Here is a 26,625-nt window from a genome sequence, read left to right as displayed (position 1 = left end):
AGCCCAGATTTTATCCGAGGACAAGCGCGATGGACTTTAGCATAAAAGGCTGTGATTGGAGCAAAGGCGAGGCCAAGGGGTTCCTGACGGGGAAGTCCGATTGCATCGTGCTGGGCATCTTCGAGGCGCAAACCCTTTCGGGCGCGGCGCTCGACATCGACACGGCCACCAAGGGGCTGATCTCGCGCGTGGTGAAGGCCGGCGACATGGACGGCAAGCGCGGCAAGACGCTGTTCCTGCATGAAGTATCGGGCATCGGTGCGTCGCGCGTGCTGCTCGTCGGCCTCGGCAAGCAGGATGCTTTCAATCAGAAAGCCTACACCGACGCGGTGACGGCCGCATGGCGCGCGCTGCTGTCGACCAAGATCGTCCAGGTCACGTTCACGCTCGCGCAGCTGCCGGTCGACGAGCGCAGCTCCGACTGGGGCGTGCGCGCGGCGATTCTCGCGCTGCGCAACGAGACCTACCGCTTCACGCAGATGAAGAGCAAGCCGGAACCGGCGTCGCACACGCTCAAGCGTGTCGTGTTCAGCGTCGATCCGGTCGATGAAAAGGCGGCGAAGCTGGCGGTCAAGCAGGCCGTCGCGCTGGCGAACGGGATGGATCTCACGCGCGACCTGGGCAACCTGCCGGGCAACGTGTGCACGCCGACCTATCTCGGCAACACCGCGAAGAAGATCGCGAAGGATTGGGGTCTGAAGGCCGAGGTCCTCGGCCTGAAGCAGATCCAGGCGCTCAACATGGGCTCGTTCCTGTCGGTCGCGCGCGCGTCGGTCGAGCCGCCGCAGTTCATCGTGCTGCACTACCAGGGCGCCGCCGCGAAGGCCGCGCCGGTCGTGCTGGTCGGCAAGGGCATCACGTTCGACACGGGCGGCATCTCGCTGAAGCCGGGCGAGGCCATGGACGAGATGAAGTACGACATGTGCGGCGCCGGTTCGGTGCTCGGCACGATGCGTGCGGTCGCCGAAATGGGCCTGAAGATCAACGTCGTCGCGATCGTGCCGACCTGCGAGAACATGCCGGGCGGCAACGCGACGAAGCCGGGCGACATCGTCACCAGCATGAAGGGGCTGACGATCGAGGTGCTGAACACCGACGCCGAGGGCCGCCTGATCCTGTGCGACGCGCTGACCTATGCGGAGCGCTTCAAGCCGGCCGCGGTGATCGACGTGGCGACGCTGACGGGCGCGTGCGTGATCGCGCTCGGCGCCCACAACAGCGGCCTGTTCTCGAAGGACGACGCGCTGGCGGGCGAACTGCTCGACGCATCGCGCGAAGCGAACGATCCGGCGTGGCGCATGCCGCTCGACGACGAATACCAGGATCAGCTGAAGTCGAATTTCGCGGACATCGCGAACATCGGCGGGCGTCCGGCCGGTGCGGTGACGGCGGCGTGCTTCCTGTCGCGCTTCACCGACAGCTATCCGTGGGCGCACCTGGACATCGCCGGCACCGCCTGGAAGGGCGGCGCGGCGAAGGGCGCGACCGGCCGTCCGGTGCCGCTGCTCGCGCAGTTCCTGATCGACCGCGCCGGCCAGTGATGGCAGGTCTCACGACGATGCGGGTGCGCGGGCAATGACGCGAATCGATTTCCATTCGAACGTCGGCGATTCGCTCGCGTATGCATGCCGGCTGCTGCGCAAGGCCTATCAGGCCGGGCAGCCGGTCGTCGTGGTCGCGGAACCCGCGCGCCTGCGCGCGCTCGACGAGCGGCTCTGGACGTTCTCGCCGCTCGATTTCATCCCGCATTGCGGCGTCGACAGCGCGCACGCGGCCGGCACGCCGATCGTGCTGGCCGCCGATCTCGACCAGGCGCCGCATTACCATGTGCTGCTGAACCTCGGCGCGGCCGTGCCCGCGCAGTTCGCCCGCTTCGAGCGCCTGCTCGAGGTGGTCGGCAACGCGCCGGACGAGCTGGCCGCGGGCCGCGACCGCTATCGCTTCTACCGCGATCGAGGCTACGCGCTGAACAACTACAAGCAGGGCAGTTAGCCGCAACCGTCGACGGAGCCTTCCCGTGACACAAGCCGAATCCTCTTCGATCCCGACACTGACCGACGTGCTGGTGCCGGGCAAGCCGGTGCCGGCGCGTTCTGCCGTGGCCGATGTGCCGCCGCGCGACGATGCCGCCGTGCCGGAACACGCCGGAACCGACCCCGAAACCGTTGTGGTTGAGCCCGTGCCGACGCCGCATGTCCCGACCGTCGAACTGCCGGGCGACAGCGACGCACCGGCGCAGCCCGGTGCCGCCGGGCACGTGGTTGCGGAGGAAGCGGCCGGGATGCAGGCGCCGCTGCGCTCCGCGCTGGCCGCCGACGAGGCGCAGCAGCCCGGCTTTGCCACGGCGCCCGGGGAGGCCGACGAAGCGAGGCTGCCGCACGGGGTCGCGCCGACTGCCGACGGGCTGGCTACCGATCATCTCGCCGGCGCGGCGCAGCCGGACACGCATCCGGCCGCAGCATTGACGCCGGAGGACGCGCAGCATATCGCCGAGCGTCTGCGCAATCGGCTGACGAATTATCTGACCGGGGAAGGGCGCGAGGCCATCGAGGCTCGGTGCCGCGACGCGCTGCACGACCATACGGCGTGGCTGGTTGGCCAGATCACGCGCGAGGTGGCGCTGGCGCTCGAAACGGAAGTGATGGAGTGGGTCCGCGACGCGGTCGACGAAGAGGTCGCCCGCCGCCGGACCGGTCGTTCAGGCTGAGTGCACGATCGTTTCGTGCACGGGAACGCGAGTGCGGTTCCGTTCCTTGTCGATGGCGGTCGCCGAGCCGGTCATGTCGATGAGAGCCGGGCGGTGCCCGGCCATCCGGCTCAACGCAGCGACATCACCCACTGCGCGAGCGTGTGCGCTTCGGCGCTCGTCAGCTGCGTATTGGCGGGCATCGGCACGCTGCCCCATACCCCGATACTGCCCTTTACGATCGATTGCGCGAGGTAATCGACCGCGTCGGCGCGCGCCGCGTACTTGCCGGCGATGTCGTGGAACGGCGGGCCCATCAGCGGCTTGTTGATCGCATGGCAGGCCACGCAGTTCTTGCGCTGCGCGAGCGCGAGCCCGTCGCCGGCCAGGTCGGCGTGCGCGGCCGCGGTGCTGGCGGTCAGCAGCGCCGCGAGCAGCGCGCGCAATATCGTCTGTTTCATGCGGTTCTCCGCCGGCGGGGACGGCCGGCTTCACGGTCCGCGCATTATAAAAGCAAAGGGGAAACGCGTTTTGCGCGTTTCCCGGGCGGCCGCTTGAAGTGGGGTCGCATGCCCGCGCGCCGCATCAGCCAGTGACGGCGCCCTGATTCGCCGGGCGGGCGAGGGCCGCATACTTGGCCAGCACGCCGCGCGTGTAGCGCGGCGCCGGCTGCTTCCACGCGGCGCGGCGGCGCGCGAGCTCCGCGTCGTCGACGTTCAGCTGCAGCACCAGACGGTGCGCATCGATCGTGATCGAATCGCCTTCCTGCACGAGTGCGATCGTGCCGCCGACGAACGCCTCGGGCGCGACGTGGCCGACCACCATCCCCCAGGTGCCGCCCGAGAAGCGGCCGTCCGTGATGAAGCCGACCGATTCGCCGAGCCCCTTGCCGATGATCGCCGATGTAGGCGCAAGCATTTCCGGCATGCCGGGGCCGCCCTGCGGGCCGAGATAGCGCAGCACCAGCACGTCGCCCGCGCGGATCCGGTCGGCGAGGATCGCGTCCATCGCGCTTTGCTCGTCGTCGAACACGCGCGCCGGGCCCGTGATCACCGGGTTCTTCAGGCCGGTGATCTTCGCGACCGCGCCGTGTTCCGCGAGGTTGCCCTTCAGGATCGCGAGATGCCCTTCCTTGTACAGCGCGCGATCGATCGGGAAGATCACCTTCTGGTCCGCGCGCGGCACGCCCGGCACGTCCTTCAATTCCTCGGCGATCGTGCGGCCGGTGATCGTCATGCAGTCGCCGTGCAGCAGCCCCGCATCGAGCAGGATGCGCAGCACCTGCGGGATGCCGCCCGCCTGGTGAAGATCGGTCGCGACGTACTGACCCGACGGCTTCAGGTCGCAGAGCACCGGCACGCGCTTGCGGATGCGCTCGAAGTCGTCGATCGTCCAGTCGATCTCGGCCGCGTGCGCGATCGCGAGATAGTGCAGCACCGCGTTGGTCGAGCCACCGGTGGCCATGATCAGCGACACCGCGTTCTCGATCGATGCCTTCGTGATGATGTCGCGCGGCTTCAGGTCGTGCTTCACGGCCTCGACCAGCACACGCGCCGATTCGGCGGCCGAATCGACCTTCTCCTGGTCGGGGTTCGCCATCGTCGACGAGTACATCAGCGACATGCCGAGCGCCTCGAACGACGAGCTCATCGTGTTCGCCGTGTACATCCCGCCGCACGAACCCGAGGTCGGGCACGCGTTCTTCTCGACCCCTTCGAAATCCTCCTGCGACATCCGGCCCGCGGTGAATTCGCCGACCGCCTCGAACGACGACACGATCGTCAGGTCGCGGCCCTTCCAGTGGCCGGGGCGGATCGTGCCGCCGTACACGTAGATACCCGGCACGTTCAGGCGCGCGAGCGCGATCATCCCGCCCGGCATGTTCTTGTCGCAGCCGCCGACCACCACCACGCCGTCCATCCACTGGCCCTGTACGCAGGTCTCGATGCAGTCGGCGATCACTTCGCGCGACACCAGCGAGTACTTCATCCCCTCGGTGCCCATCGACATGCCGTCCGAGATCGTCGGTGTGCCGAAGATCTGCGGGTTCGCGTCGGCCGCCTTGATCGCCGCGACGGCCGCGTCCGACAGCCGCTGCAGGCCCGAGTTGCACGGCGTGATCGTCGAGTGGCCGTTCGCGATGCCGATCATCGGCTTGTCGAAATCGTCCTTCTGGTAGCCGAGGGCGTAATACATCGAGCGGTTCGGCGAACGGGCCACGCCTTGTGTGATGTGCTTCGAGCGGCGGTTGTACGGCATGGGGGACTCCATCGTTGTGTGGGCGACGCTCGCGAACGGCGCGCCGGTTCGGATCGATCAAGAATGGAGTGTCCGGTTTGGGATGTCCAATATATTATTTGTCGCTTATTAAGTCGTTTTGCGAATGAGTGAAGCATGGCTGAGCCCACGCCCGACCTGCGCCAGTGGCGCTATTTCGTGACCGTTGCCGACGAGCGCCACTTCGGCCGCGCGGCCGAGCGCCTGTCGATGACGCAGCCGCCGCTGTCGCAGGCGATCCGGGCGCTCGAGGAGGCGCTCGGCGTCGCGCTGTTCGTGCGTACCAAGCGCTCGGTCGCGCTGACGGCGGTCGGCGCGGCGCTGCTGCCCGACGTGCGCCGGCTGCTCGCGTCGGCCGACGCGCTGCCGCCGCTCGCGCGGCGCCTCGCGCGCGGCGAAGCCGGCTCGCTGTCGCTCGCGTTCGTGTCGACCGCCGATTACGGGCTGCTGCCGTCGCTGCTGCGCGCGTTCGGCGCGCGCTATCCGCAGGTGCGTCTCCAGCTCGCGGAGGCGACGAGCGACGTGCAGATCGACGAACTCGTCGCGGGACGCATCGACGCGGGGCTCGTGATTCCGCCGGTGCCGCCGCGCCACGCGGCCGGGCTGTCGTACCTGCCGGTCGTGCGCGAGCCGCTGGTGGTCGCGATGCCGGCGGCCGCGGCGCCCGATGGGCCCGAGGACGAGCCCGTGCATCTGGCCGATCTGGCCGCGCTGCCGCTCGTGATCTTCCCGCGTCGTTTGGCGCCCGGCTTTTATGACATCATTACGGGCTGCTACGGCGCGGCGGGGGAAACCCCGCACATCGGCCAGGAGGCGATCCAGATGCAGACGATCGTCAGCCTCGTGTCGGCCGGCATGGGCGTCGCACTGGTGCCGCAATCGCTGCGTAACCTGCGGCGCACCGGCGTGGTCTACCGGCCGCTCGCCGGCGATGCGCCGGTCGTCGAGACGGGCCTCGTGTGGCGCACGGGCGATGTCAGTCCCGTGCTTGCCGGCTTCATCGACGTCGTGCGCGCGCACGGTCTCGCCACGTGATGCGAACGATGGCGCGCCGGCATCGTCCAATGCGCGGAGCGGCGCCGGTGCGAGCGCCGTACCGCATTCGAAAACTTCATCGCTAATCCATGATCATTCACCCGAATTTCGACCCCGTAGCGATCCATCTCGGGCCGCTGGCCGTGCGCTGGTACGGCCTCATGTATCTCGTCGGCTTCATCGCGGCGATCGTCGTCGGCCGGATCCGCCTGAAGCTGCCACATGTCGCGGCGCAGGGCTGGACCGCGAAGGACATCGACGACATGATGTTCTACGGCGTGCTCGGCACCGTGCTCGGCGGCCGGCTCGGCTACGTGCTGTTCTACAAGGCCGACTTCTACTTCTCGCATCCGCTCGACGTGTTCAAGGTGTGGGAGGGCGGGATGTCGTTCCACGGCGGCTTCCTCGGCGTGACGCTCGCGATGGTGCTGTTCGCGTGGCAGCGCAAGCGCCACTGGCTTCAGGTCACCGATTTCGTCGCGCCGATGGTGCCGGCGGGGCTCGCGGCCGGGCGGCTCGGCAACTTCATCAACGGCGAGCTGTGGGGCCGCGTGACCGATCCGAATGCGCCGTGGGCGATGCTGTTCCCGGGCGCGATGCGCGACGACGCGGCGTGGCTGTCGAAGCATCCGGCGCTCGTCGAGAAGTGGCATCTCGCCGACGTGTTCATGCAGTACCAGATGCTGCCGCGCCATCCTTCGCAGCTCTATGAAATCGCGCTCGAAGGTATTGCGCTGTTCTTCGTGCTGTTCTTCTTCGCGCGCAAGCCGCGGCCGTTGGGTGCGGTGTCCGCGCTGTTCCTGATCGGCTACGGGCTCGCGCGCTTCACGGTCGAATTCGCGCGCGAACCGGACGACTTCCTCGGCCTGCTCGCGCTCGGCCTGTCGATGGGGCAGTGGCTGTCGCTGCCGATGATCCTCGCGGGCATCGCGCTGCTGGTGTGGGGCTACCGCCGACGTCCGGTGAATGCGGCTGCGTGATGGGGGTTGCATGATGTGCATGCCGATGCAGACGATCGGCATGCGCATCGATCGCACAAGCGCAAACGAAAAAACGCCGGCCCTCGGGCCGGCGTTTTTGCATCTGCCGAGTGCGGCGCGATGTGCGTTACTTCATCTGCACCGAGCCGTTGACGGTGACCGACACGGTCGCCTTGCCGCCTTCGACCGCGATCGGTGCGCTCATCTTCGCGTTGTCCATCGGCGCCGCGGCCATCGCCATCATGCGCGGATACGGCTGCACGTTGCGCCCGCCGCCGACGTTCACGTCGCGGATCGAGTAGCTGCCGTAGCCGAACGCCTTCGCGGCTTCGTCCGCGCGCGCGCGGAACGACTTGATCGCTTCGGTCGTGAGCTTCTGTTCGGCCGCGCGCTGCGCTTCGGGCGACAGCGAGAACTCGACGTTCGCGATCTGCATCTGGTTGGACAGCTGGCCCGCGAGCTTCGACGCCGCCGCAAAATCGCGCGATTCGAGCACGACTTCGGTACGGCCGCGCCATGCGGAGATCTTGCCGTCGCGATCGGTGCTCGGATACACGGAGAACGCACCGGTGTGCGCGGTGACGCCCGACACGCCCTTCGCCTGCGCGAGCGCGGCATCGGCGCGCTGGTTCAGCGCGGACGTGAGGCTGCCCGGGTCCTTCGCCTGCTGTTCGTAGGACAGCGTGATGTGGATGATGTCCTGCGGCACGTCGGCGCTGGCCTGCGACGACAGCGACAGCACGCCCGCCGGCTCGGGGAAGTGCGGGTTCGCGGCCTGCGCATGCGCGGCCGGCGACGCGAGCGTCAGCGCGACGGGCACGGCGGCGGCGAGGGCGAGCGACAGCGCGAGTGCGGTTTTCTTGGTCATTGTTGGACTCCTTGTGCGAGGGCGCGCACGCGGATCACGCGTGCGCGACGCGGGCGTGCCGCGCGACGAAAATACGGCCGTCGACCAGATCGGGCGACAGCGGTTGCTTAGGCCGCGCGAACGCGCCGCGAGTTCCGTGGCGGTGGCGCGTGTTGACGGGATTTGACGTTTGGCTTGCGCGCGCCTGCTGCGCGCGCCTACTGCGTGCGCCTACTTCATCAGCTTTTCGGTGATGAAGCGCCATTCGGCGCGCGTGACGGGCGTGATCGACAGCCGGTTGCCGCGTGCGAGCACGCGCATGTCGGCGAGTTCGTCGTGTTCGCGCAGCGCGGCGAGCGGCACGAGCGGCGACTTTTTCACGAAGCGCACGTCGACGAGCAGCCAGCGCGGTGCTTCCTGCGTCGACTTCGGATCGTAATACGGGCTTTTCGGATCGAACTGGGTGGGATCGGGGTAGGCCGTCGACGACACTTCGGCGAGGCCCGCGATGCCCGGCTCGGGGCAGCTCGAGTGATAGAACAGCACACCGTCGCCGATCTTCATCGTGTCGCGCATGAAATTGCGCGCCTGATAATTGCGCACGCCGGTCCACGGCAGCGAGTGCTGCGGCGCGTGGGCGAGATCGTCGATGCTTGCTTCGTCCGGTTCGGACTTCATCAGCCAGTATTGCATGGATCGTGATCGATGCAGAAAGGGCGTGACGGCCTGGCTGCATACGCGTTCGGCTTGCAGACAGACCTTGAAAAGGAAACGGCATCGGGAAGCCCCGATGCCGTTGAATAGGTCCCCACCTTGGCCGCTAGGCCGGCATCCTGAACCTGAGGTTCAGAATTGGTCGCAGTTAGCAGCACTTCGGGTACATCAGACAGAGTGACGCGCGCGCCCGTGCTACAAATTTCCGCAACCGTGCACATGGCATTGGTTCAAGGAATATATGACCTTGGCGAACCAGGCAGGGAAGCTGACTGAACTGTGTTTCGTTGCGCCAATTTGACCACCGTTGATCGCCGAGATCAAGGGGAATCGACGCATCGATCAAACGTTACTGCGTCTCGTGCTGTGCGAGCACCGCGCCGAGCTGTTCGTTCATCTGGTGCATTGTACGACGGATTTCTTCCGCCGGAAATGCTTCACCGTGCCGCACGCTCGTTTGCAGTCGCAGCAATTCGGATGCGAGCGACAGGGCCGCCATCACCGCGATGCGATCGGTGCCGCGCACCGAGCTGTTCGAGCGGATTTTCGACATTTCGGCATCGACGCGCGCGACGGCCTCGAGCAGCGCCGCTTCGGTCTCGGCCGAGCAGGCGAGCCGATAGGGCTGACCGAGAATCGAGACTTCGATCTGCTTGGTGCTCATGCATGTTCTCCGTGGCTGGCCGCGTCGTCGCTATCCGGCCGCGCCTGTGCATCCAGCAGATCGAGCTGGTTGTCGGCTTGCTCGGCGCTCTTCGTGCGCGGCAGCTTTTCGAGAATCGCGTTCAGTTTGACCTGGGCGTCGTCGATCTTTGCCGACAGCGTGTCGCGCTCCGCCGCGAGTGCATTGCGTTCGTCGCGCAGCTGCGCGAGTTCCGCGCGGACGGTGTCCGCTTCCGCGCGCATTTGCGCGACCTGCTCCTCGAGCGCGAGCCGTTCCGAGTGATAGCGCTTGTTCAGCGAGATCAGACGGCCAATATTTTGAGATAAAGTTTCGAGTTCGTTGAGCATCTGCTGCGTCCTCTAAAGACCCAGCATTTTAGCGCGGAATAACGCGCATTCCGACATCTGTAACGTTTCCAGTCGTAACACCCCCGCTTCTTGCCGCGAATATGCGCGTCCGACGCGCTCCCGGCATGCGTCCGGGCGCTTTCTTGACGCTCGTGCGGCCCGCTCCTAAACTGGCGCCGCCTCGGTGCTCGCGCGTGCGTCGCGCGGTTAAACGGGAAGCAGGGCGCGTGCTCCGCACGGAGACCGCCAACCTGCGCTGCCCCCGCAACGGTAAGCGGCCGCGTCGCATGACGCAGGCCGGCTCGGGCGCGTTTCGCGTGCAGGTCGCACGCGGGCGCGGGCCACTGCGCGTGAAACGCGCGGGAAGGCGAGCCGGTACGCCGCCAGCCCGGATACCGGCCGAGGCGAGGAGCCTGCACGGCTTCATGACGCGCGGCCTGCGGGGAAGCGGGGTGCGCAGTGCTTCACGGGACTTGTCTTCGATGCTGACCCCAATCGTTCGCCCCCTGCCCGGTGCGCGCCGCGGTGTGCCGCTTGCCGCCGTCACGCGGGCTGCGGCATACGCCGATCCGTCCGGAGCGGCGACGTCGCACGTCAAGCGGCGCCGCGATCCGTCGCGCGGCGTGCTGACGCGCCATTGCCGCCGGAAGTCGCCGTTGCCGAGCCGATCGTGCTCGACGGTGACGCGAGCGCCACGCCGGTCGACCCGATGGGGCGGCTTCCACTATATTGCGCAGAACGTCGGCCGCGCGAATGTGCGGTTCGACGGATCGCGGCCGTGTGCGCGATGGTGTCGCGTCGGCTCGACCGACGCGCGACCTGCCGCCACGTCGCGCGACGCGCGCGGCGAAACGCGGATTCGGGGGGCCGATCGCGGCACGCGGTATCGTGCGTCGATGGCGGTGAATTGCGCGTTCGGCGGCGCGTGGTGCCTGAGCCGTGCGCACAATGACTCGGGCGCCACGCGGCGCCCCGACGAGGGTGTCGTCAATCTTGCCGCGCGCGATGACGACGCCTCGTGCACCGTATGAGCGCCGCGCGTGCCGCGTCGATCTGGGCCGCGCTCGTGGCCGTGGTCGCGCTGCTGTTCGGGATCACCGGTCGTCCGTGCACGCATCAACAACCTGCTCAACAAGGATGACGAGCTTGCGTATGCCTACAACACGCCGCGGCGCGACGCCCGCGCCGCGCACGGCCGGCAACGGCGACAAGCGACGACATCGTGCGTCGTGCACGATGTCGTGGCCCGCATGAGCGCCGCGCGTGCCGCGTCGATCTGGGCCGCGCTCGCGGTCGTGGTCGCGCTGCTGTTCGTCGCGTCGCTGTCGATCGGCAGCGTGCCGATGTCGCCGTGGCAGGCGCTCGCGTCGCTCGTGCCGCACGGCGGCGACGCGCTGTTCGCCGACATCGTGCGCACGCTGCGGCTGCCGCGTGCGCTCGGGGGCTTCGCCTGCGGCGCGCTGCTCGCGCTGGCCGGTGCGCTGCTGCAGGTGCTGCTGCGCAATCCGCTCGCAGAGCCGTACGTGCTCGGCGTATCCGGCGGCGCGGCCGGCTTCGCGCTCGTCGCGATGATCGCGGGCGCCGCGTGGTGGCTCGTCGATGCGTCCGCGTTCGCCGGCGCGCTCGTGTCGGTCGCGCTCGTGCTCGGGCTGGCTCGCCGCGAGCTGGGGCGCGGTGATTCGCGCGATGCGTCGCCGCGGCTGCTGCTCACGGGTGTCGTCATCGCGGCCGGGTGGGGCGCGCTCGTCACGCTGCTGCTGTCGCTCGCGCCCGATGCGCGGCTGCGCGGCATCATCTTCTGGCTGACGGGCGATCTGAACGGCGTGACGGCGCCCTGGTTCGCATGGGGCGCGCTGCTGCTGGCCGCATGCGTCGCGCTGCCGGCCGCGCCGCAACTCAACGTGCTGCTGCGCGGCGACGCGACCGCGCTCGCGCTCGGCGTGCCGGTCGCGCGGCTGCGCATGCGGATCTACCTCGTCGCGTCGCTGGCCGCCGCGGCCGCGGTGACGACAGCCGGCACGATCGGTTTCGTCGGCCTCGTCGTGCCGCACGCGCTGCGGCTCGCATTCGGCAACGACCAGCGCATGCTGCTGCCCGCCGCGATGCTCGCGGGCGGCGGCGGCGTGATGGCGGCCGACCTGCTCGCGCGCACCGCGATCGCACCGGCGCAATTGCCGGTCGGCGTGATGACCGCGTTGATCGGCGTGCCGGTGTTCCTGTGGATGTTGCTGAGGAGACCGATGCGATGACGCACGCCGTACCGCACGCCGCCGGCGACATGACCTGCGCGGCGGTCGACCTGACGCTGAAGGCCGGCGAACGCACGCTGCTCGATGGCTTCACGCAGGCGTTCCGGCCCGGCGAGATCTGGTGCGTCGCGGGGCCGAACGGCGCCGGCAAGACGACGCTGCTCGCGACGCTCGCGGGCCTGCGGCAGCCGACCGGCGGCCACGTCGAGATCGACCGCGTGCCGCTCGCCGCGTGGCCGCCCGAACAGCTCGCGCGGCGCCGCGCGCTGATGCCGCAGCAACTGCACGACGCGTTCAGCGCGACGGTATTCGACACGGTGCTGCTCAACCGCTTTCCGTATCTCGGCGGCTGGGGCTGGGAGCGCGACGGCGACCGCGCGGCGGCGCGCGATGCGCTCGCGACGTTCGGGCTGAGCGCGCTGGCGTCGCGTGACGTGCTGTCGCTGTCGGGCGGCGAGCGCCAGCGCGTCGCGCTGGCCGCGACGCTGTGCCAGGACGCGCCGCTGATGCTGCTCGACGAGCCGCTCGCCCATCTCGATCTGCATCACCAGATCGATGGCCTCACCGCGCTGTGCACATGGCTCGACGCGGGCCCGCGCACGGTGCTGTTCTCGTGTCACGACCTGAATCTCGCGCGGCGTTTCGCGACGCACGCGCTGTTGCTCGACGGCCGCGGCCATGCGTGGGCGGGCCCCGTGCACGACGTGCTGACGCCGGCGCGCGCGAGCGACGCGTTCGGCTACCCGCTCGTGCTGATTCGCGAGAACGGCCGCGACGCGCTGATGCCCGCGTGGCCCGAGCGGCGATGAACTCCCTTCTTTCGATGCGCGGCACCGGCCGCGCCAACGAGGCAAACCTTCCGATGACGAATCCGACCGACTTCCCGCCCGCGATTGCGCCGCTCGACGACGCGCTGCGCAAGCGCTTGCAGCATGTGATCGATCACAAGACCAAGCCGCCGGGCAGCCTCGGCCAGCTCGAGGCGATCGCGTTGCAGATCGGCCTGATCCAGCGCACCGAGCGGCCGCACGTGCAGCGTCCCGTGACGATCGTGTTCGCCGGCGACCACGGGATCGCGGCCGAGGGCGTGAGCCCGTATCCGCAGGCGGTCACCGCGCAGATGGTGGCGAACTTCCTGGCCGGCGGCGCGGCGATCAATGCGTTCTCGGGTGCCGCGCAGTGCGTGCTCGAAATCGTCGATGCGGGCGTCGCGTCGCCGCTGCCGGTATCCGACCGGCTCGTGTCGCTGCCGGTTGCGCGCGGCACGCGCAACTTCGCGGCCGAACCCGCGATGACGCGCGACGAGGCGGCGACGGCGCTTGCGGCCGGTGCCGCGCGCGTGCGCCTGCACGCGTCGCTCGGCACGAACGTGATCGGCTTCGGTGAAATGGGGATCGCGAACACGTCGTCGGCCGCGTGCCTGATGAGCCGCCTGCTCGACGTGCCGATCGACGCGTGCGTGGGGCGCGGCACGGGCCTCGACGACCAGGGGCTCGCGCACAAGCGCGCGGTGCTCGGCCGCGCGCTCGTCCGGCATTCGCACGCGATCGCGCCGCTCGACGCGCTCGCGACGTTCGGCGGCTTCGAGATCGCGATGATGACGGGCGCGTATCTCGCGGCCGCGAGCGAGCGGATGACGATCCTCGTCGACGGCTTCATCGCGACGGCCGCGCTGCTCGTCGCCGAGCGCATCGCGCCCGGCGTGCGCGATTACTGCGTGTTCTCGCATGCGTCGCACGAGGCCGGCCACCGGCGCATGCTCGAGCATTTCGGCGCGAAGCCGCTGCTCGCGCTCGACCTGCGGCTCGGCGAAGGCACGGGCGCCGCGCTCGCGCTGCCGCTGGTGCGCGCGGCGGCCGCGTTCCTCACCGAGATGGCGAGCTTCGAATCCGCCGGCGTCGACAATCGTGACGCCTGAGCGCGCGCGCGGCGGCGTACGCGCCGAACTGCGCTACTTCTTCGTCGCGCTCGGCTATTTCACGCGCGTGCCGGTGCCGCGCGCGATCGGCTATGCGGCCGGCGATCTCGACCAGGCCGCGCGTTACTTCCCGCTGGTCGGCGCATGCGTCGGCGCGTGGGGCGCGCTCGTCTATCTCGCGGCGCTGCGCGTGCTGCCCGCGTCGATCGCGGTCGGCCTGTCGATGGCCGCGACACTGCTCGCGACCGGCGCGTTCCATGAGGATGGCCTGGCCGACAGCTGCGATGCGTTCGGCGGCGGCTATACGCGCGAAGACGTGCTGCGGATCATGCACGACTCGCGCATCGGCACGTTCGGCGCGGCCGCGCTCGTGATCACGCTCGGCCTGAAATGGCAGGCGCTCGCGGCCATGCCGCCGCTGCGCGCCGCGTGGACGATGGTCGCCGCGCATGCGGCGAGCCGGGCGGCGGCCGTGAGCCTGCTGATGTCGCTCGACTACGTTCGGCCGGAGGGCAAGGCGAAGCCGGTCGCGCAGCGCATGGGCGCGCGCGCGGCCTGGGTCGCGGCCGCATTCGGGCTGCCGTGGCTGTTGTGGCCGGACTGGCGCGCGGGTGTCGCGGCCTTCGTCGCGCTCGTGCTCGTGCGGGCATGGGCGGCTCGCTATTTCGTGAAGCGGATCGGCGGTTATACCGGCGACTGTCTCGGCTTCGCGCAGCAACTGAGTGAACTCGCGATCTATCTGATGGTGCTCGGATGGATCTCGTCCTGATTCGCCATCCGGCTGTCGAGGTCGAGCCGGGCGTGTGCTACGGATGCAGCGACGTGCCGCTCGCCGCGTCGGCCGACGCGGGCGCGCGGGCCGTGCGCGAGCGTCTGGCGGCGCTCGGGGCGCCGTTGCCCGAGCAGCTCTGGACGAGCCCGCTGATACGCTGCGCGTCGGTCGCCGAACGGCTCGCGCAGGCGTTGGGCGTGCCGCTGCGGCGCGACGCGGGCTGGCAGGAAATGGACTTCGGCGCGTGGGAGCTGCAGCGTTGGGACGATATCGACCGCGCCGCGCTCGATGCGTGGGCGGCCGACCTCATGCATGCGTGCGCGCATGGCGGCGAAAGCGTTGCGCGGTTCGCCGCGCGTGTCGCACGACTCGCGGACGCGGTCGCGCAGACCGACGCGCCGCAATGGGTACTCACGCATGCAGGCGTGATTCGCGTGCTTGCCGCGCACGCGTTGCGCGTGCCGCTCGATACGCTGCTGTCGCGACCGGTGCCGACGGCCGGCGTCGTGTGGTTGCGTAGGGATGATGCCGCACGCACGTGGGAAGTCGTCCACTGGGACGCGTAGGTGAAGCGCACGCTCGCCTGGAGCGCGCAAGCGCGCTAGCGCTTCTAAGCCCGAATCAGCGCGCCGGCCGCCGCGCCCGCGCCGCGTCGAGATCCTCGCACAGCGCGGCCGCGCCTTGCGCGATTCGCGGTGACGGCCGGGTCAGCAGATCGCCGTCGATCGCGAACAGGTTGTTGCGCGCCACGGCCGTCAGCGCGGGCCATGCACGCCAGCGCGCGAGGCTCGGCAGCGGCGCGTCGGAGCGCGTCGCGCCGGCGCTCGTCGTCACGATCGCTTCCGGATTGGCCGCCAGCACGGCCTCGTCGGTGACGCTCGGCGCGAGCGGCTTCAGCGCCGCGAACACGTTGCGTCCGCCGCACAGCGCAATGACTTCGTTGAACAGGTGCGCGCCGTTGAGCGTCGTCAGCGGCCGGTCCCATACCTGGAAGAACATCGTGACGGGGGCGCGCGCCGCGTAGCGTGCGCGCAGCGCCGCGATGTCGCGCGAGAACGATGCCGCAGCCGCGTCGGCGACTGGCGCCGTGCCGAACAGCGTACCGAGCTGGCGCAGGGACGTCGCCACGTCGTCGAGATGTTTCGGTTCACTGAAGAACAACGGGATGTGCAGCGCCCGCAGCGCATCGGTCTGCCGTTCCGCATTGCCGTGCCGCCAGACGACGATCAGATCCGGCTTCAGCGCGGCGATCCGCTCGAGGTCGAGCGCCTTGTTGTCGCCGACGCGCGGCACGGCCTGCGCGGCGGGCGGATAGTCGCTGTACGTGACTGTGCCGACCAGCTTCGCGCCGCCGCCGGCCGCGTAGACCAGTTCGGTCGCATGCGGCGCGAGACTGATCACGCGCTGCGCCGGGGCGGGCAGCGTGACGGTATTGCCGGCATCGTCGCGGGCCGTGACGTCGGCGTTCGCGACCGGCGCGTGCGCAAGCGCGACCAGCATCGCGAGCGGCGGCAGTCGGCGCAACAGGCGCGACAAGCGAGCGTTCATGCGGATACCTGTTGCAGCATCGGGACGCACTCCGCGAGCGCACCGGCGACCCGCCGCCATTCGGCTTCGCAGCCCGGCAGGCCGACGCGCACGCTCGACGGTTGCGCGAAGTACCGCGTCCAGATTCCGCGCGCGGCGAGCGCCGCATGCAGCGCGCTAGCGCGCGGGTCGTCGGTCCAACTGAAGAGCGGTGTCGCGTGCACCGCGAAGCCGTGCGTGCGCAACAGCGTGGCGAGTCGTTCGCCGTCGGTCGCGAGGCGTTCGCGCGCGGCCGCCTGCCAGGCGCGATCGGCGAACGCGGCGGTCACTGCATGACGCGCAGGGCCGCTGACGGTCCATGCGCCGAGCACGTCGCGCAGCGCGGCAATCAGGTCGGGATGCGCGAGCACGAAGCCCGCGCGAATGCCGGCGAGCCCGAAGAACTTGCCGACCGAGCGCAGCACGACGAGACCCTGACGATCGGTGTACTGCGCGAGCGAGGGCGTGGCGCCCGTATCCGCGAAGGCCTCGTCGACGATCAGCGTGCCGCCGCGTGCCGACAGCTGCGCATGCCAGTCGAGCAGCCGTTCGGCCGGCACGCATTCGGCGGTTGGATTATTCGGATTCCCGACGATGACGTGACGCACCGTTGCAGGCAACATGTTCGCGTCGACGTCGAGCGGCACGACGCGATGGCCGTGGCGCGCGAAGGCCGGCGCATATTCGCCATACGCGAGTGCCGCGACGCCGGCGTCGCCGGTGGGCAACAGCGCGGGCAACGCGCGGATCGCGGCCTGGCTGCCGGCGACCGGCAGCACGTGCGCGGCATCGGGCGCGTGATAGTAGCCGGCCGCGCACACGGCGAGCGCATCGCCGTCGTCGGGCAGGCGGCGCCAGGCGTCGGCCGGGACCGGCGGCACCGGATAGCCGACCGGATTGATGCCGGTCGACAGGTCGAGCCAGTCGTCGTGCGGAATGCCGTGGCGGCGCGCGGCTTCGTGCAGGTTGCCGCCGTGCGGGATGCGTGCGTCAGACATGATGGGTAGCGAGGATGAGTGCGCCGCTCGCGACGAGCAGCGCGAGCCACAGCGCGAGCGTGCGTGTGACGAGCGACAGCGCGGCGACGACGTGCACGGCCGTCGCGCTCGCGCCGGTGCCGAGCGCGGGACGGTCTTCGATTTCGCCGTGATAGACGGCCGGTCCGCCGAGCTGCACGTTCAGGCTGCCGGCGCCTGCGGCCATCACGGGGCCCGCGTTCGGGCTGTCCCAGTGGCGTGCCTGCGTGCGCCAGCAGCGCCACGCGGCGGCCGTGTCGCCGAGCAGCGCGTAGCTCGCGGCGGTGAGGCGTGCGGGAATCCAGTTGAGGGCGTCGTCGAGGCGCGCGGCGGCCCAGCCGAAGGTCAGGAAGCGCGGCGTGCGGTACCCCCACATCGCGTCGAGCGTGTTCGCGAGCCGAAACAGCAGCGCGCCGGGGCCGCCCGCGACCACGAACCAGAAGAGCGCGCCGAAGATCGCGTCGTTGCCGTTCTCGAGCGCCGATTCGACGGCCGCGCGCGACAGCGCGCCTTCGTCGGCTTCGCTGGTGTCGCGTGACACGATGCGCGCGGTCAGCGCGCGTGCGGCGTCGAGATCGTGCCGCAGCAGCGCGGCGGCGATCGGTGCGACGTGGTCGGCGAGGCTCTTCGCGCCGAGCGCGAACCACAGCAGCGCGACGTGCAGCGCGGCCGCGAGCGGCCAGGGCAGCACGGCCACGAGCCACGCGGCCACGGCCACCGGCGGCACCACCGCCGCGACCCATGCGGCGACGCCGACCACGCGGCCGCGCCGCCCCGTGTTCAGCGCGCCTTCGATGCGGCCGGCGAGCCGGCCGAACGCGACGAGCGGATGCCAGCCGGCCGGTTCGCCGACGATGCGATCGACGATCGCGGCCGCGACCGCGAGCATCGCGACGACGGGCAGCGACAGCATCAGCATGACGGCGCTCCGGCCTTGAGCTCGAGCGGCAGCCCGGCCACCAGCAGCGTCACGCGGGTCGCGAGCGCGGCGATGCGCTGGTTCAGGCGCCCGAGCTCGTCGACGTAGCGGCGCGTGACCGACCCGAGCGGCACGACGCCGAGCCCGATTTCATTGCTGACGACGATCACCTTCGCGCGCGCGTTGCGCAACGCGTGTTCGAGCCGCTCGACCTGCGCCGCGTACTGCGCGTCGTCGAGCGGCTCGCCGTCGAGCGGGCACAGCAGGTTCGTGAGCCACAGCGTCAGGCAGTCGACGAGCAGGCACGCGCGCGGATCGTCGAGCCGCGCGAGCGTGCCGGCGAGGTCGACGGGCGCGTCGGCGAAGCCCCAGTTGGCCGGCCGGCGCGCGCGGTGATGCGCGATGCGTTGCTCGAACTCGGCATCGGCGGCGCTCGCGGTTGCGGTCGCGATATAGGTGACGGAGCGGCCGCTGTCGGCGGCGAGCCGCTCGGCGTGCGCGCTCTTGCCCGAGCGCGCGCCGCCGAGGACGAAGGTGAGGTCGTGCGGAATCATCGCGTGATTGTAACGGCGCACGCGCGGCGGCGCGGGCGATAATGCGGCCTTTGCTTCGCCACGACCTTGCACACGATGAACGCACCCGAAGCGCCGCCGCGCGGCACGTTGATGATCCAGGGCACGACGTCCGATGCGGGCAAGAGCACGCTCGTCGCGGGCCTGTGCCGCCTCGCGCGCCGCGCGGGCGCGCGCGTCGCGCCGTTCAAGCCGCAGAACATGGCGCTGAACAGCGCGGTGACGGCCGACGGTGGCGAGATCGGCCGCGCGCAGGCGCTGCAGGCGCTCGCCGCGGGCGTCGCGCCCCATACCGATTTCAACCCCGTGCTGCTGAAGCCGACGAGCGATCGCGGCGCGCAGGTGATCATTCACGGCAAGGCACGCATGAACCTCGATGCGCGTGCGTACCACGACTACAAGCCGGTCGCGTTCGACGCGGTGCTCGAATCGTACGCGCGGCTGCGCGCCGGCTACGACACGGTGCTCGTCGAAGGGGCGGGCAGCCCGGCCGAGATCAACCTGCGCGAAGGCGACATCGCGAACATGGGCTTCGCCGAACGCGTGGACTGCCCGGTCGTGCTCGTGGCCGACATCGATCGCGGCGGCGTATTCGCGCACCTGGTCGGCACGCTCGCGTGCCTGTCGGACAGCGAGCGTGCGCGCGTGCGCGGTTTCGTCATCAACCGCTTTCGCGGCGACATCAAGCTGCTCGAACCGGGCCTCGACTGGCTGCGCGCGCAGACGGGCAAGCCGGTGTTCGGCGTGCTGCCGTACCTGCACGGGCTGCTGCTTGACGCCGAGGACATGCTGCCGTCGCAGGCGCGCAGCGCCGCCGCGCGCGGCGACGCCGGCGTGCTGCGCGTAGTGGTGCCCGCGCTGCCGCGGATCAGCAACCACACCGATTTCGATCCGCTGCGCGCGCATCCGCAGGTCGAGTTCACGTACTGGAAGAGCGGCCCGGTGCCGGACGCCGACCTGCTTATCCTGCCCGGCTCGAAGAGCGTGCAGCGCGATCTCGCGTGGCTGCGCGACGCGGGCTGGGACGCGGTGATCCGCCGGCACCTGCGCTATGGCGGCAAGGTGATCGGCATCTGCGGCGGGATGCAGATGCTCGGCCGCACGCTCGACGATCCGCTGGGCCTCGAGGGCGCGCCGGGCAGCGTGCCGGGGCTCGGGCTGCTCGACTTCGACACGACGCTGCAGCCGGACAAGACGCTGAAGAACGTGACCGGGCATCTCGCGCTGCCCGGCGCGGCCGCCGTGCACGGCTACGAGATCCACATGGGCGACACGCGCGGGCCGGCGCTCGCGGCGCCCGCGCTGGCGCTGGCGGCGGGCGACGCACCGGGCGGCGTGCGCACGGACGGCGCGGTGTCGGCCGACGGGCAGATCCTCGCGACCTACGTGCACGGGCTGTTCGACGCGCCCGACGCGTGCGCGGCGCTGCTCGCGTGGGCCGGGCTCGACGGCGCGGAACGCATCGACTATCCGGCGCTGCGCGAAGCGTCGCTGGAGCGGCTGGCCGATTCGTTCGCCGAGCATCTCGACCTGCGCGCGCTGTACGCCGAATTCCGCTGACGCACGGCGCGGCCGGCCTGGCATTTTGCGCAGGATCGCGTACAACTCAGGTGGGCGGAGGTCTGCCCGAAGGAGCGCGACGATGAAGGCTCGATGGTGGTTGAGCGTGCTGCTCGCGGCGCTGCTGGGCGCGTCGGCGCTGGCGCATGCGTGCGACTCGTACACGCCGCGCGGCGGTCCGGCCGGCTCTGGCGACGCCGCACAAGGCAAGAGCGGCGGCTGACAGGCGTATCGGAGACAGGACGTCAGGGCATGATCGGTCATGCCCTTTTTTTTGGCCTGATTCGTTCTCGTTGGGAATCAATTAAAGCGTTGGCGCGTGTTTATCGGCCGAATCGATTCGAATAGAGTGCAAGCCATTCTCAGCCACTTACGAAGGAATTCGCCATGAACCCCAATCGCCTGAACGATCTCGGCGCGACGCTGCTGCGTGTCGCACTCGGCGTGCTGTATCTCGCGCACGTCGCGCAGAAGGTGTTCGTCTTCACGCTGCCCGGCACCGCGCAGTTCTTCGCGTCGATCGGCCTGCCGGGCTGGCTCGCGTACGTGACGACCTTCGTCGAACTGGCCGGCGGCCTTGCGCTGCTGGCGGGCTTCCGCGTGCGCGTCGTCGCGCTCGTGCTGCTGCCGTTCATGCTCGGCGCGGTGTCCGCGCATCTGCCGAACGGCTGGAGCTTCGGGTCGCCCAACGGCGGCTGGGAATACCCGGCGTTCTGGGCCGTCACGCTGGCCGTGCAGGCGCTGCTGGGCGGCGGCGCATTCGCGCTCGGCGCACCGCGCACCGCGCCGCGCGCCGCATAAACGGGGCGGGCATCGGCGCGACCCGTTCCGGTGACCCCCCGTTTGCCGATATCATCGCTCCCTGTATCCGCAATCGAGCGGCGCCTGCGAGGCGGCAGGCGCCGCGCGGCTTTTTGGGGGAATTCATGACGGTCATCGTGGTGGCGAATCCGAAGGGCGGCGTGGGGAAGAGCACGCTGTCCACCAATCTTGCCGGCTATTTCGCGGCGCAGGGCGCATGGGTCGCGCTCGCCGATCTCGATCGGCAGCAGTCCGCGCATGCGTGGCTCGACCTGCGGCCGGCCGGCCTGCCGGCGATCGAGGCGTGGGCGCTCGATCCGGACGCGCCGTCGAAGCCGCCGCGCGGCCTCGAATATGCGGTGATCGACACGCCGGCCGGCCTGCACGGCAACCGGCTCAGCGTCGCGCTGCAGCTCGCCGACAAGATCATCGTGCCGCTGCAGCCGTCGATGTTCGATATCCTCGCGACCCAGCAGTTTCTGGAGCGCCTCGCCGGCGAGAAGGCCGTGCGCAAGGGCAGCGTCGAGGTCGGGATCGTCGGGATGCGGGTCGACGCGCGCACGCGCTCGTCCGACCAGCTGCATCGTTTCGTCGAAGGGCTCGGGCTGCCGGTGCTCGGCTACGTGCGCGACACGCAGAACTACGTGCAGATCGCCGCGCACGGCCTGACGCTGTGGGACGTTGCGAAGAGCCGCGTCGAGAAGGATCTCGAGCAGTGGCGGCCGATCGTCGAATGGGCCGAGCGCCGCGCGCCGAAAGCGGAGAAGGTCGGCAAGGCGTCCTGACCGGGCTGGGCGAACCCGGCCAACCCGGCCAACCCGGCGGCGGCGAAGCGGCAAACCCGGTCGAATGAATAAGGGCCTGCTCTGGCATCGCGCCGGATCAGGCCCTTCGTACGTCTACGGCTGCACGACACCGGCAGCAACGGCACGCGGGGCGCCGCGATACAACAAGCCAGCGTGCCGCGACACACCGGCCTCCGCCTGCCTCAGGTCCAGTTCTGCGTCGGCACGTGATCGCGGTGGCCCTTGATCTTGTTGCCTTCGTCGATGAACACCAGCTTCGGTTTCCAGCCGGCCTGCAGCTCGGCTTCGTCGACCATCGCGAACGCCGCGATGATCACGAGGTCGCCCAGTTGCGCGCGGCGCGCGGCCGAGCCGTTCAGCGAGATCATCCCGCTGCCGCGCTCGCCCTTGATCGCATACGTCGAGAAGCGCTCGCCGTTGTTGATGTTCCAGATGTCGATCCGTTCGTTTTCGACGAGGTTCGCCGCTTCGAGCAGGTCCTCGTCGATCGCGCACGAGCCTTCGTAATGCAGCTCGCAGTGCGTGACGGCCGCGCGGTGGATCTTCGATTTGAGCATGTGGCGCTGCATGGTATCTCCGTGATGCGTGAGAGGCGAGGGCGGGCGGCCCGTCAGATTTCCAGGTTGTCGATCAGGCGCGTCGCGCCGAGCTTCGCGGCTGCGAGCACGACGAGCGGCTCGCCGGCTTCGAGCTCGGCGGCGCTCGGCGCGATCAGGTTCGCGCGGCGGCGGATCGAGATGTAGTCGGGCGCCCAGCCGCGCTCGGCCAGGTGCGTGCGCGCGGTCTGCTCGAGCTTGCCGAGGTCGCGTTCGCCGCCGAGCACGCCGTCGCGCACGCGCTGCAGCGTTTTCGCGAGTTCGGGCGCTTCCTTGCGCTCGTCGGTCGTCAGATAGCGGTTGCGCGACGACAGCGCGAGGCCGTCCTCGTCGCGCACGGTCTCGGCCGCGATGATGTCGACCGGCAGCGCGAGCTGCTGGCACATCCGGCGCACGATCATCAGCTGCTGGTAGTCCTTCTTGCCGAACACGGCGACGCGCGGCTGCACGCAGGACATCAGCTTCGTGACGACCGTGCACACGCCGGCGAAGAAGCCGGGGCGGAACTCGCCCTCGAGGATCCCACCGAGGTCGTCGGGCGGCAGCACGCGGTACTCCTGCGGCTCCGGATACATGTCGCGCTCGGTCGGCGCGAACAGCACGTAGACGTTTTCCTTCTGCAGCTTCTCGATGTCGTCCTGCAGCGTGCGCGGATATTTGTCGAAATCCTCGTTCGGGCCGAACTGCAGCCGGTTGACGAAGATGCTCGCCACGACCGGGTCGCCGTGCTGGCGCGCGAGGCGCATCAGCGACAGGTGACCTTCGTGCAGGTTGCCCATCGTCGGCACGAACGCCGTGCGGTTCTGGCCGCGCAACTGGTCGCGCAGTTCCTGGATCGAGCTGATGACTTTCATGATCGGGTAGCGGGTTCCTCGCGCATGCGCGCGTTGGCGCCGCAACAGCGGCGTCGGGGTCGAAGCGGAGCACGCCGGCGCGCGGGCGGCGCATCGGGCGTCGGCGGATTGTAGAGGATTTGGCCGCCGGGCGCATCGAAAAAAGTACGGTCGTTCACTTTTTAATCGGGCGTGCCGCGGGCCGGCCGCGCGGGTGGGCCCGGCGGCGGAATGCGGTATGTGGCGGTGTGCGGGGACAGCGCGGGCGCGGCGGCGCGCGTTATGCGGGCAGGTAGGCGAGGCGCACGTAGATCGGCGCGAACGGTTCGGCCTGCGTGATCTCGAGGAGCGATTCGCGCGCCAGCTCGAGCATCGCGATGAAGTTCACGACGACGACCGGCACGCCGCGCGACGTGTCGAACAGGTCGGCGAACTCCATGAAGCGCGCATTCTGCAGCCGGCGCAGGATCAGGCTCATGTGTTCGCGCACCGACAGCTCCTCGCGGGAGATCTTGTGGTGCTGGACGAGCTTCGCGCGCTTGAGCACGTCGGCCCACGCGGCGCGCAGGTCGTTCGAATCGACGTCCGGGAAGCGCGGCGTGGTGCTCTGCTCGATGTAGACCTCGGCGCGCAGGAAGTCGCGGCCGAGCTGCGGCAGCTGGTCGAGGCGCTGCGCGGCAAGTTTCATCTGCTCGTACTCGAGCAGGCGGCGCACGAGCTCCGCGCGCGGATCCTCGGCTTCCTCGCCGGTGTCGGCCTTCTTGACCGGCAGCAGCATCCGCGACTTGATCTCGATCAGCATCGCGGCCATCAGCAGGTATTCGGCGGCCAGCTCGAGGTTCGACGTGCGGATCTGGTCGACATAACCCAGATACTGCGCGGTGACCTGCGCCATCGGGATGTCGAGCACGTTGAAGTTCTGCTTGCGGATCAGGTACAGCAGCAGGTCGAGCGGGCCTTCGAACGTCTCGAGGAAGATCTCGAGCGCATCGGGCGGGATGTAGAGATCCTGCGGCAGCTTGAAGAGCGGCTCGCCGTACAGGCGCGCGAACGCCGCGACGCCGTCGACCGTGTCGGGCGTCGAATCGGCGCCCGCAGGCGCGGCGATCGCGTCGTCCTGGCGGGCGGCGCTGGCCTCGTCGGCGGCGCTCACGTGCTTAGAAGTTCTGGTAGTAGACGTAGGACGTTTGCTTCACGCGCGATTCCTGCTGCTCGGCGCGCTCGTCGAGGTCGATCGGCTGCTTGTCCCACAGCAGGGAGCGGCCCTTGCGTTGCTCGGCTTCGAGCGTCGGCTTCTGTTGTTTGAGCTGATTCAGGAATTGCGTGACGTCGGACTGGTACGGCATGGCTTGGCTTTCCGTTTCAGGGGGCGCACGATGCGCCGGATTCTCGATGGCGGGATTTTACCGCATCGCGGGGAACAGCCGGCGGCAATCGCGCGTCGAATCCGCTGGCCGGCGCGTGCGGCGTGACTGCCCACGCGTGACCGGCCGGTCACGCGCGTCGTTGCGCGCAAGCGTCAAAGCGGCGCCGGCGCGGGCACGGATGCCGCCCTGTGGTCAAATACAGGGCTTTCCACGAAACCATGACAACCGAGGGCGAGGTCATATTTGGCGGGTCAGGCGAACCAGCAAGCATATCCGACGCATGAGGCGGCGCCGCGCGAACCGTGCGCGGCCCGGCACGCGGGTGATCGCGCGCGGCGCGGCGTCGCTGGCGCGGCCCGGACCGCCCTCGTGGGCTGTCTCGCCGCGTGCGTCGTATTGCCGGCCTACGCGAAGTACGACGTCGACATCGACGCGCCGCGCTCGATCCGCAAGCTCCTGAAGGCTCATCTCGATATTGCGCGCTTCGCGAAGCGCGACGACATCAGCGACGACCAGTTCGACTTCCTCGTGACCGCCACGCCGCAGCAGGTTCGCGACCTGGCCGCGACAGCCGGCTATTTTTCGCCGGTCGTGCGTACCGACGTGCGCACGCGCGACGGCAAGCGCGACGTGCGCGTCGCCGTCGATCCGGGGCCGCAGACCGTCGTGTCGACGGTCGACCTGACGTTCAAGGGGCCCGTCGACACCGAGGATCCGAAGCAGGAGACCGCGACCCGCTTCGCGTTCTCGCTGAAGCCCGGCGATCCGTTCACGCAGTCCGGCTGGGACACCGCAAAGGGCGAGGCGCTCAAGCAATTGCAGTCGCGCCGCTACCTGGGCGCGAAGATCACGTCGTCGGAGGCGCGCATCGATCCGCGCACGCAGCGCGCGACGCTGGCCGTCGCGTTCGACAGCGGCCCGACATTTACGATTGGCAAGGTTGATGTCGACGGCGTGCGCCGCTATCCGGAGAAGATCGTCACGAACGTGAACCCGCTGTCCGAAGGCGAGATCTACGACGCGCGGCGGATCACCGAGCTGCAGCGGCAACTGCAGAACACGCCGTACTACGCGAGCGTCGCGATCGACGTCGGCGACGATACGTCGAAGCCCGAGCTCACGCCCGTGCACGTGAAGGTCAGCGAATTCCCGTACAACAACATTCGCGGCGGCGTCGGCTACGCGACCGACACGGGCCCGCACGTGCAGGGCTCGTACACGTACCTCGACACGTTCGGCGCCGCGTGGCCGTTCACCGTGTCGGGCCGGGTCGACCAGATCCAGCAGTACGGCCAGGTGCAGTTGTCGATGCCGCCCGGCGAGAAAGGGTGGACCAACAGCGTGCTCGCGTCGTACACGAACACCAACGTGTCGGACACGCGCATCTACAGCGCGCGGATCGGCGCGCAGCGCACGCGCACCGGCCAGTTCATCGACTACGCGTACTCGCTGATGTACTACCAGGACCGGCTCGACCAGAACGGCGCGGGCCCGACCACGAGCCGCGCGCTGGTGCCGCAGTGGTCGTGGACGCGCCGCAACGTCGACGATCCGCTGTTCCCGCGCTCGGGCAACCTGATCCACGCGGAGGCCGGCTTCGCGATCAAGGGCGTGCTGACCGACCAGACCTTCATCCGCGGTTACGCGCGCGGCCAGCAGTACGTGCCGATCGGCAAGCGCGACCTGTTCGTGTTCCGCGCGGAGCTCGGCGGCGTGTTCACGAGCGGCAGCTCGACCGGCGTGCCGGCGTCGCTGCTGTTCCGCGCAGGTGGCTCGAACTCGGTGCGCGGCTACGGCTACCAGAGCATCGGCAACAGCGTCGCCGGCTCCGTGCTGCCGACCAAGTACCTGATGACGGGCACCGCCGAATACCAGCACTGGTTCAACCGCGACTGGGGCGCCGCGACGTTCTTCGACATCGGCACCGCGACCGATGCGTGGGGCGAGAAGGTGTTCTATCCGGGTGTCGGCATCGGCGCGCGCTGGCGCAGCCCGGTCGGCCCGATCAACGTCGACGTCGCGTACGGGCTGCGCAACCACAGCGTGCGCCCGTACCTGACGCTCGGCATCGCTTTCTGACCTTATTGCCCGATCCACGAC

General features: G+C 69.5%; 30 protein-coding genes, 1 other RNA gene and 1 riboswitch. Of the genes, 16 read left to right on the top strand and 15 right to left on the bottom strand.

Features of this window, described 5'->3' with window-relative positions:
- The first annotated feature begins 29 nt into the window (after positions 1-29).
- The 3 genes from ACP26O_RS12625 to ACP26O_RS12615 are packed head-to-tail and all read left to right on the top strand — an operon-like array spanning position 30 to position 2,707.
- Positions 30-1,541, top strand: coding sequence for a leucyl aminopeptidase (locus ACP26O_RS12625; RefSeq protein WP_105833082.1), 1,512 nt, complete (start codon positions 30-32; stop codon positions 1,539-1,541).
- A gap of 34 nt (positions 1,542-1,575) precedes the next feature.
- Positions 1,576-1,992, top strand: coding sequence for a DNA polymerase III subunit chi (locus ACP26O_RS12620; protein ID WP_011657678.1), 417 nt, complete (start codon positions 1,576-1,578; stop codon positions 1,990-1,992).
- A 25-nt stretch (positions 1,993-2,017) separates the two neighbouring features.
- The gene (locus tag ACP26O_RS12615) at positions 2,018-2,707 is read left to right on the top strand and encodes a DUF2486 family protein (RefSeq protein WP_175665060.1); all 690 of its coding nucleotides are present in this window, start codon (positions 2,018-2,020) and stop codon (positions 2,705-2,707) included.
- 110 nt (positions 2,708-2,817) lie between these two features.
- Here ACP26O_RS12615 and ACP26O_RS12610 read toward each other — a convergent pair whose 3' ends face one another.
- The gene (locus tag ACP26O_RS12610; RefSeq protein ID WP_175660270.1) at positions 2,818-3,147 is read right to left on the bottom strand and encodes a c-type cytochrome; all 330 of its coding nucleotides are present in this window, start codon (positions 3,145-3,147) and stop codon (positions 2,818-2,820) included.
- Positions 3,148-3,271: 124 nt separating this feature from the next.
- Entirely contained in the window at positions 3,272-4,945 is a 1,674-nt protein-coding gene (gene ilvD / locus ACP26O_RS12605; protein ID WP_175665059.1) for a dihydroxy-acid dehydratase, read from the bottom strand.
- Positions 4,946-5,080: 135 nt separating this feature from the next.
- On the opposite strand from ilvD, the gene ACP26O_RS12600 reads away from it, so the two are divergent.
- Together ACP26O_RS12600 and lgt are read left to right on the top strand one after the other, a co-directional pair.
- On the top strand, positions 5,081-5,998 hold the full coding sequence (locus ACP26O_RS12600; protein WP_011657674.1) for a LysR substrate-binding domain-containing protein: 918 nt from the start codon (positions 5,081-5,083) through the stop codon (positions 5,996-5,998).
- An 89-nt stretch (positions 5,999-6,087) separates the two neighbouring features.
- Positions 6,088-6,978, top strand: a complete 891-nt coding sequence (gene lgt, locus ACP26O_RS12595; RefSeq protein ID WP_105833078.1) for a prolipoprotein diacylglyceryl transferase — start codon at positions 6,088-6,090, stop codon at positions 6,976-6,978.
- A 127-nt stretch (positions 6,979-7,105) separates the two neighbouring features.
- Here lgt and ACP26O_RS12590 read toward each other — a convergent pair whose 3' ends face one another.
- From ACP26O_RS12590 to ACP26O_RS12570, 5 genes are all read right to left on the bottom strand, one after another.
- Positions 7,106-7,846, bottom strand: coding sequence for an SIMPL domain-containing protein (locus ACP26O_RS12590; protein WP_175665058.1), 741 nt, complete (start codon positions 7,844-7,846; stop codon positions 7,106-7,108).
- 210 nt (positions 7,847-8,056) lie between these two features.
- Positions 8,057-8,518, bottom strand: a complete 462-nt coding sequence (locus tag ACP26O_RS12585) for an EVE domain-containing protein (protein ID WP_175665057.1) — start codon at positions 8,516-8,518, stop codon at positions 8,057-8,059.
- A 108-nt stretch (positions 8,519-8,626) separates the two neighbouring features.
- Positions 8,627-8,808: non-coding RNA, 6S RNA (ssrS, locus tag ACP26O_RS12580), on the bottom strand.
- An 80-nt stretch (positions 8,809-8,888) separates the two neighbouring features.
- On the bottom strand, positions 8,889-9,203 hold the full coding sequence (locus ACP26O_RS12575) for a cell division protein ZapA (RefSeq protein ID WP_006478091.1): 315 nt from the start codon (positions 9,201-9,203) through the stop codon (positions 8,889-8,891).
- Complete coding sequence (locus ACP26O_RS12570) at positions 9,200-9,550, bottom strand: hypothetical protein (RefSeq protein WP_006750007.1); 351 nt, start codon at positions 9,548-9,550, stop codon at positions 9,200-9,202. Before ACP26O_RS12570 ends, ACP26O_RS12575 begins: the two co-directional genes overlap by 4 nt.
- Before the next feature lie 165 nt (positions 9,551-9,715).
- A riboswitch (cobalamin riboswitch) is annotated at positions 9,716-9,968 on the top strand.
- Between the two features lie 7 nt (positions 9,969-9,975).
- On the opposite strand from ACP26O_RS12570, the gene ACP26O_RS12565 reads away from it, so the two are divergent.
- The 6 genes from ACP26O_RS12565 (at position 9,976) to cobC (ending at position 15,055) form a co-directional block, all read left to right on the top strand.
- Positions 9,976-10,581: a hypothetical protein gene (locus ACP26O_RS12565; RefSeq protein WP_175665056.1), complete on the top strand. Its 606-nt coding sequence runs from the start codon at positions 9,976-9,978 to the stop codon at positions 10,579-10,581.
- 219 nt (positions 10,582-10,800) lie between these two features.
- Positions 10,801-11,799, top strand: a complete 999-nt coding sequence (locus tag ACP26O_RS12560; protein WP_175665055.1) for a FecCD family ABC transporter permease — start codon at positions 10,801-10,803, stop codon at positions 11,797-11,799.
- The gene (locus tag ACP26O_RS12555) at positions 11,796-12,608 is read left to right on the top strand and encodes an ABC transporter ATP-binding protein (RefSeq protein WP_175665054.1); all 813 of its coding nucleotides are present in this window, start codon (positions 11,796-11,798) and stop codon (positions 12,606-12,608) included. Before ACP26O_RS12560 ends, ACP26O_RS12555 begins: the two co-directional genes overlap by 4 nt.
- Positions 12,609-12,661: 53 nt before the next feature.
- Positions 12,662-13,717, top strand: a complete 1,056-nt coding sequence (cobT, locus tag ACP26O_RS12550; protein WP_175665092.1) for a nicotinate-nucleotide--dimethylbenzimidazole phosphoribosyltransferase — start codon at positions 12,662-12,664, stop codon at positions 13,715-13,717.
- Complete coding sequence (locus ACP26O_RS12545) at positions 13,707-14,486, top strand: adenosylcobinamide-GDP ribazoletransferase (protein WP_175665053.1); 780 nt, start codon at positions 13,707-13,709, stop codon at positions 14,484-14,486. Before cobT ends, ACP26O_RS12545 begins: the two co-directional genes overlap by 11 nt.
- Entirely contained in the window at positions 14,471-15,055 is a 585-nt protein-coding gene (gene cobC, locus ACP26O_RS12540; protein WP_175665052.1) for an alpha-ribazole phosphatase, read from the top strand. Before ACP26O_RS12545 ends, cobC begins: the two co-directional genes overlap by 16 nt.
- A 55-nt stretch (positions 15,056-15,110) precedes the next feature.
- Here the strand turns inward: cobC and ACP26O_RS12535 are convergent, their stop codons facing one another.
- The 4 genes from ACP26O_RS12535 to cobU are packed head-to-tail and all read right to left on the bottom strand — an operon-like array spanning position 15,111 to position 18,544.
- Positions 15,111-16,037 (bottom strand): cobalamin-binding protein, encoded by a 927-nt coding sequence (locus ACP26O_RS12535; RefSeq protein ID WP_175665051.1) that lies wholly within the window; start codon positions 16,035-16,037, stop codon positions 15,111-15,113.
- Positions 16,034-17,053, bottom strand: coding sequence for a threonine-phosphate decarboxylase CobD (cobD, locus tag ACP26O_RS12530; protein WP_175665050.1), 1,020 nt, complete (start codon positions 17,051-17,053; stop codon positions 16,034-16,036). The genes ACP26O_RS12535 and cobD overlap by 4 nt, the downstream gene beginning before the upstream one ends.
- Positions 17,046-17,990 carry an adenosylcobinamide-phosphate synthase CbiB gene (gene cbiB / locus ACP26O_RS12525; RefSeq protein ID WP_175660262.1) on the bottom strand — a complete coding sequence of 315 codons (945 nt, stop codon included), beginning with the start codon at positions 17,988-17,990 and terminating at the stop codon, positions 17,046-17,048. Before cbiB ends, cobD begins: the two co-directional genes overlap by 8 nt.
- The gene (gene cobU / locus ACP26O_RS12520; protein ID WP_126228327.1) at positions 17,984-18,544 is read right to left on the bottom strand and encodes a bifunctional adenosylcobinamide kinase/adenosylcobinamide-phosphate guanylyltransferase; all 561 of its coding nucleotides are present in this window, start codon (positions 18,542-18,544) and stop codon (positions 17,984-17,986) included. The genes cbiB and cobU overlap by 7 nt, the downstream gene beginning before the upstream one ends.
- Before the next feature lie 75 nt (positions 18,545-18,619).
- Between cobU and ACP26O_RS12515 the strand changes: the two genes are divergently transcribed.
- The 4 genes from ACP26O_RS12515 to ACP26O_RS12500 all read left to right on the top strand — a co-directional run bounded on the left by ACP26O_RS12515 (position 18,620) and on the right by ACP26O_RS12500 (position 21,708).
- On the top strand, positions 18,620-20,122 hold the full coding sequence (locus ACP26O_RS12515) for a cobyric acid synthase (RefSeq protein WP_166726281.1): 1,503 nt from the start codon (positions 18,620-18,622) through the stop codon (positions 20,120-20,122).
- 82 nt (positions 20,123-20,204) lie between these two features.
- Entirely contained in the window at positions 20,205-20,345 is a 141-nt protein-coding gene (locus tag ACP26O_RS12510) for a hypothetical protein (RefSeq protein WP_006754521.1), read from the top strand.
- Positions 20,346-20,509: 164 nt separating this feature from the next.
- On the top strand, positions 20,510-20,923 hold the full coding sequence (locus tag ACP26O_RS12505) for a DoxX family protein (protein ID WP_175665049.1): 414 nt from the start codon (positions 20,510-20,512) through the stop codon (positions 20,921-20,923).
- A 125-nt stretch (positions 20,924-21,048) separates the two neighbouring features.
- Complete coding sequence (locus ACP26O_RS12500; RefSeq protein ID WP_175660260.1) at positions 21,049-21,708, top strand: ParA family protein; 660 nt, start codon at positions 21,049-21,051, stop codon at positions 21,706-21,708.
- A gap of 203 nt (positions 21,709-21,911) precedes the next feature.
- Here the strand turns inward: ACP26O_RS12500 and panD are convergent, their stop codons facing one another.
- From panD to ACP26O_RS12480, 4 genes are all read right to left on the bottom strand, one after another.
- Positions 21,912-22,298 carry an aspartate 1-decarboxylase gene (gene panD / locus ACP26O_RS12495; protein ID WP_006754524.1) on the bottom strand — a complete coding sequence of 129 codons (387 nt, stop codon included), beginning with the start codon at positions 22,296-22,298 and terminating at the stop codon, positions 21,912-21,914.
- A gap of 41 nt (positions 22,299-22,339) precedes the next feature.
- Positions 22,340-23,179 carry a pantoate--beta-alanine ligase gene (gene panC / locus ACP26O_RS12490; protein ID WP_012364461.1) on the bottom strand — a complete coding sequence of 280 codons (840 nt, stop codon included), beginning with the start codon at positions 23,177-23,179 and terminating at the stop codon, positions 22,340-22,342.
- Positions 23,180-23,438: 259 nt separating this feature from the next.
- Positions 23,439-24,311 carry a segregation and condensation protein A gene (locus ACP26O_RS12485; RefSeq protein WP_011657657.1) on the bottom strand — a complete coding sequence of 291 codons (873 nt, stop codon included), beginning with the start codon at positions 24,309-24,311 and terminating at the stop codon, positions 23,439-23,441.
- Positions 24,312-24,315: 4 nt separating this feature from the next.
- Positions 24,316-24,504, bottom strand: coding sequence for a DUF3460 family protein (locus tag ACP26O_RS12480; RefSeq protein ID WP_006761252.1), 189 nt, complete (start codon positions 24,502-24,504; stop codon positions 24,316-24,318).
- A gap of 264 nt (positions 24,505-24,768) precedes the next feature.
- Between ACP26O_RS12480 and ACP26O_RS12475 the strand changes: the two genes are divergently transcribed.
- Positions 24,769-26,604, top strand: coding sequence for an autotransporter assembly complex protein TamA (locus ACP26O_RS12475; protein ID WP_175665048.1), 1,836 nt, complete (start codon positions 24,769-24,771; stop codon positions 26,602-26,604).
- The last annotated feature ends 21 nt before the right edge of the window (positions 26,605-26,625 follow it).

The sequence above is a fragment of the Burkholderia sp. R-40 genome (genome assembly GCF_049942845.1).
Lineage (GTDB): Bacteria > Pseudomonadota > Gammaproteobacteria > Burkholderiales > Burkholderiaceae > Burkholderia > Burkholderia ambifaria.
This window is presented reverse-complemented; position numbering and strand designations above follow the sequence as displayed.

Bases quoted from the DNA above. Each gene is read 5' to 3' on its own strand.
- ACP26O_RS12590 (WP_175665058.1), bottom strand. From the start codon at position 7,846: ATGACCAAGAAAACCGCACTCGCGCTGTCGCTCGCCCTCGCCGCCGCC.
- lgt (WP_105833078.1), top strand. From the start codon at position 6,088: ATGATCATTCACCCGAATTTCGACCCCGTAGCGATCCATCTCGGGCCG.
- cobD (WP_175665050.1), bottom strand. From the start codon at position 17,053: ATGTCTGACGCACGCATCCCGCACGGCGGCAACCTGCACGAAGCCGCG.
- ACP26O_RS12505 (WP_175665049.1), top strand. From the start codon at position 20,510: ATGAACCCCAATCGCCTGAACGATCTCGGCGCGACGCTGCTGCGTGTC.
- ACP26O_RS12570 (WP_006750007.1), bottom strand. From the start codon at position 9,550: ATGCTCAACGAACTCGAAACTTTATCTCAAAATATTGGCCGTCTGATC.
- panD (WP_006754524.1), bottom strand. From the start codon at position 22,298: ATGCAGCGCCACATGCTCAAATCGAAGATCCACCGCGCGGCCGTCACG.
- panC (WP_012364461.1), bottom strand. From the start codon at position 23,179: ATGAAAGTCATCAGCTCGATCCAGGAACTGCGCGACCAGTTGCGCGGC.
- ACP26O_RS12565 (WP_175665056.1), top strand. From the start codon at position 9,976: ATGACGCGCGGCCTGCGGGGAAGCGGGGTGCGCAGTGCTTCACGGGAC.
- ACP26O_RS12500 (WP_175660260.1), top strand. From the start codon at position 21,049: ATGACGGTCATCGTGGTGGCGAATCCGAAGGGCGGCGTGGGGAAGAGC.
- ACP26O_RS12575 (WP_006478091.1), bottom strand. From the start codon at position 9,203: ATGAGCACCAAGCAGATCGAAGTCTCGATTCTCGGTCAGCCCTATCGG.
- cobC (WP_175665052.1), top strand. From the start codon at position 14,471: ATGGATCTCGTCCTGATTCGCCATCCGGCTGTCGAGGTCGAGCCGGGC.
- ACP26O_RS12610 (WP_175660270.1), bottom strand. From the start codon at position 3,147: ATGAAACAGACGATATTGCGCGCGCTGCTCGCGGCGCTGCTGACCGCC.
- ACP26O_RS12620 (WP_011657678.1), top strand. From the start codon at position 1,576: ATGACGCGAATCGATTTCCATTCGAACGTCGGCGATTCGCTCGCGTAT.
- ilvD (WP_175665059.1), bottom strand. From the start codon at position 4,945: ATGCCGTACAACCGCCGCTCGAAGCACATCACACAAGGCGTGGCCCGT.
- ACP26O_RS12515 (WP_166726281.1), top strand. From the start codon at position 18,620: ATGAACGCACCCGAAGCGCCGCCGCGCGGCACGTTGATGATCCAGGGC.
- ACP26O_RS12535 (WP_175665051.1), bottom strand. From the start codon at position 16,037: ATGAACGCTCGCTTGTCGCGCCTGTTGCGCCGACTGCCGCCGCTCGCG.
- ACP26O_RS12585 (WP_175665057.1), bottom strand. From the start codon at position 8,518: ATGCAATACTGGCTGATGAAGTCCGAACCGGACGAAGCAAGCATCGAC.
- ACP26O_RS12555 (WP_175665054.1), top strand. From the start codon at position 11,796: ATGACGCACGCCGTACCGCACGCCGCCGGCGACATGACCTGCGCGGCG.
- ACP26O_RS12600 (WP_011657674.1), top strand. From the start codon at position 5,081: ATGGCTGAGCCCACGCCCGACCTGCGCCAGTGGCGCTATTTCGTGACC.
- cobT (WP_175665092.1), top strand. From the start codon at position 12,662: ATGACGAATCCGACCGACTTCCCGCCCGCGATTGCGCCGCTCGACGAC.
- cbiB (WP_175660262.1), bottom strand. From the start codon at position 17,990: ATGCTGATGCTGTCGCTGCCCGTCGTCGCGATGCTCGCGGTCGCGGCC.
- cobU (WP_126228327.1), bottom strand. From the start codon at position 18,544: ATGATTCCGCACGACCTCACCTTCGTCCTCGGCGGCGCGCGCTCGGGC.
- ACP26O_RS12625 (WP_105833082.1), top strand. From the start codon at position 30: ATGGACTTTAGCATAAAAGGCTGTGATTGGAGCAAAGGCGAGGCCAAG.
- ACP26O_RS12510 (WP_006754521.1), top strand. From the start codon at position 20,205: ATGAAGGCTCGATGGTGGTTGAGCGTGCTGCTCGCGGCGCTGCTGGGC.
- ACP26O_RS12480 (WP_006761252.1), bottom strand. From the start codon at position 24,504: ATGCCGTACCAGTCCGACGTCACGCAATTCCTGAATCAGCTCAAACAA.
- ACP26O_RS12560 (WP_175665055.1), top strand. From the start codon at position 10,801: ATGAGCGCCGCGCGTGCCGCGTCGATCTGGGCCGCGCTCGCGGTCGTG.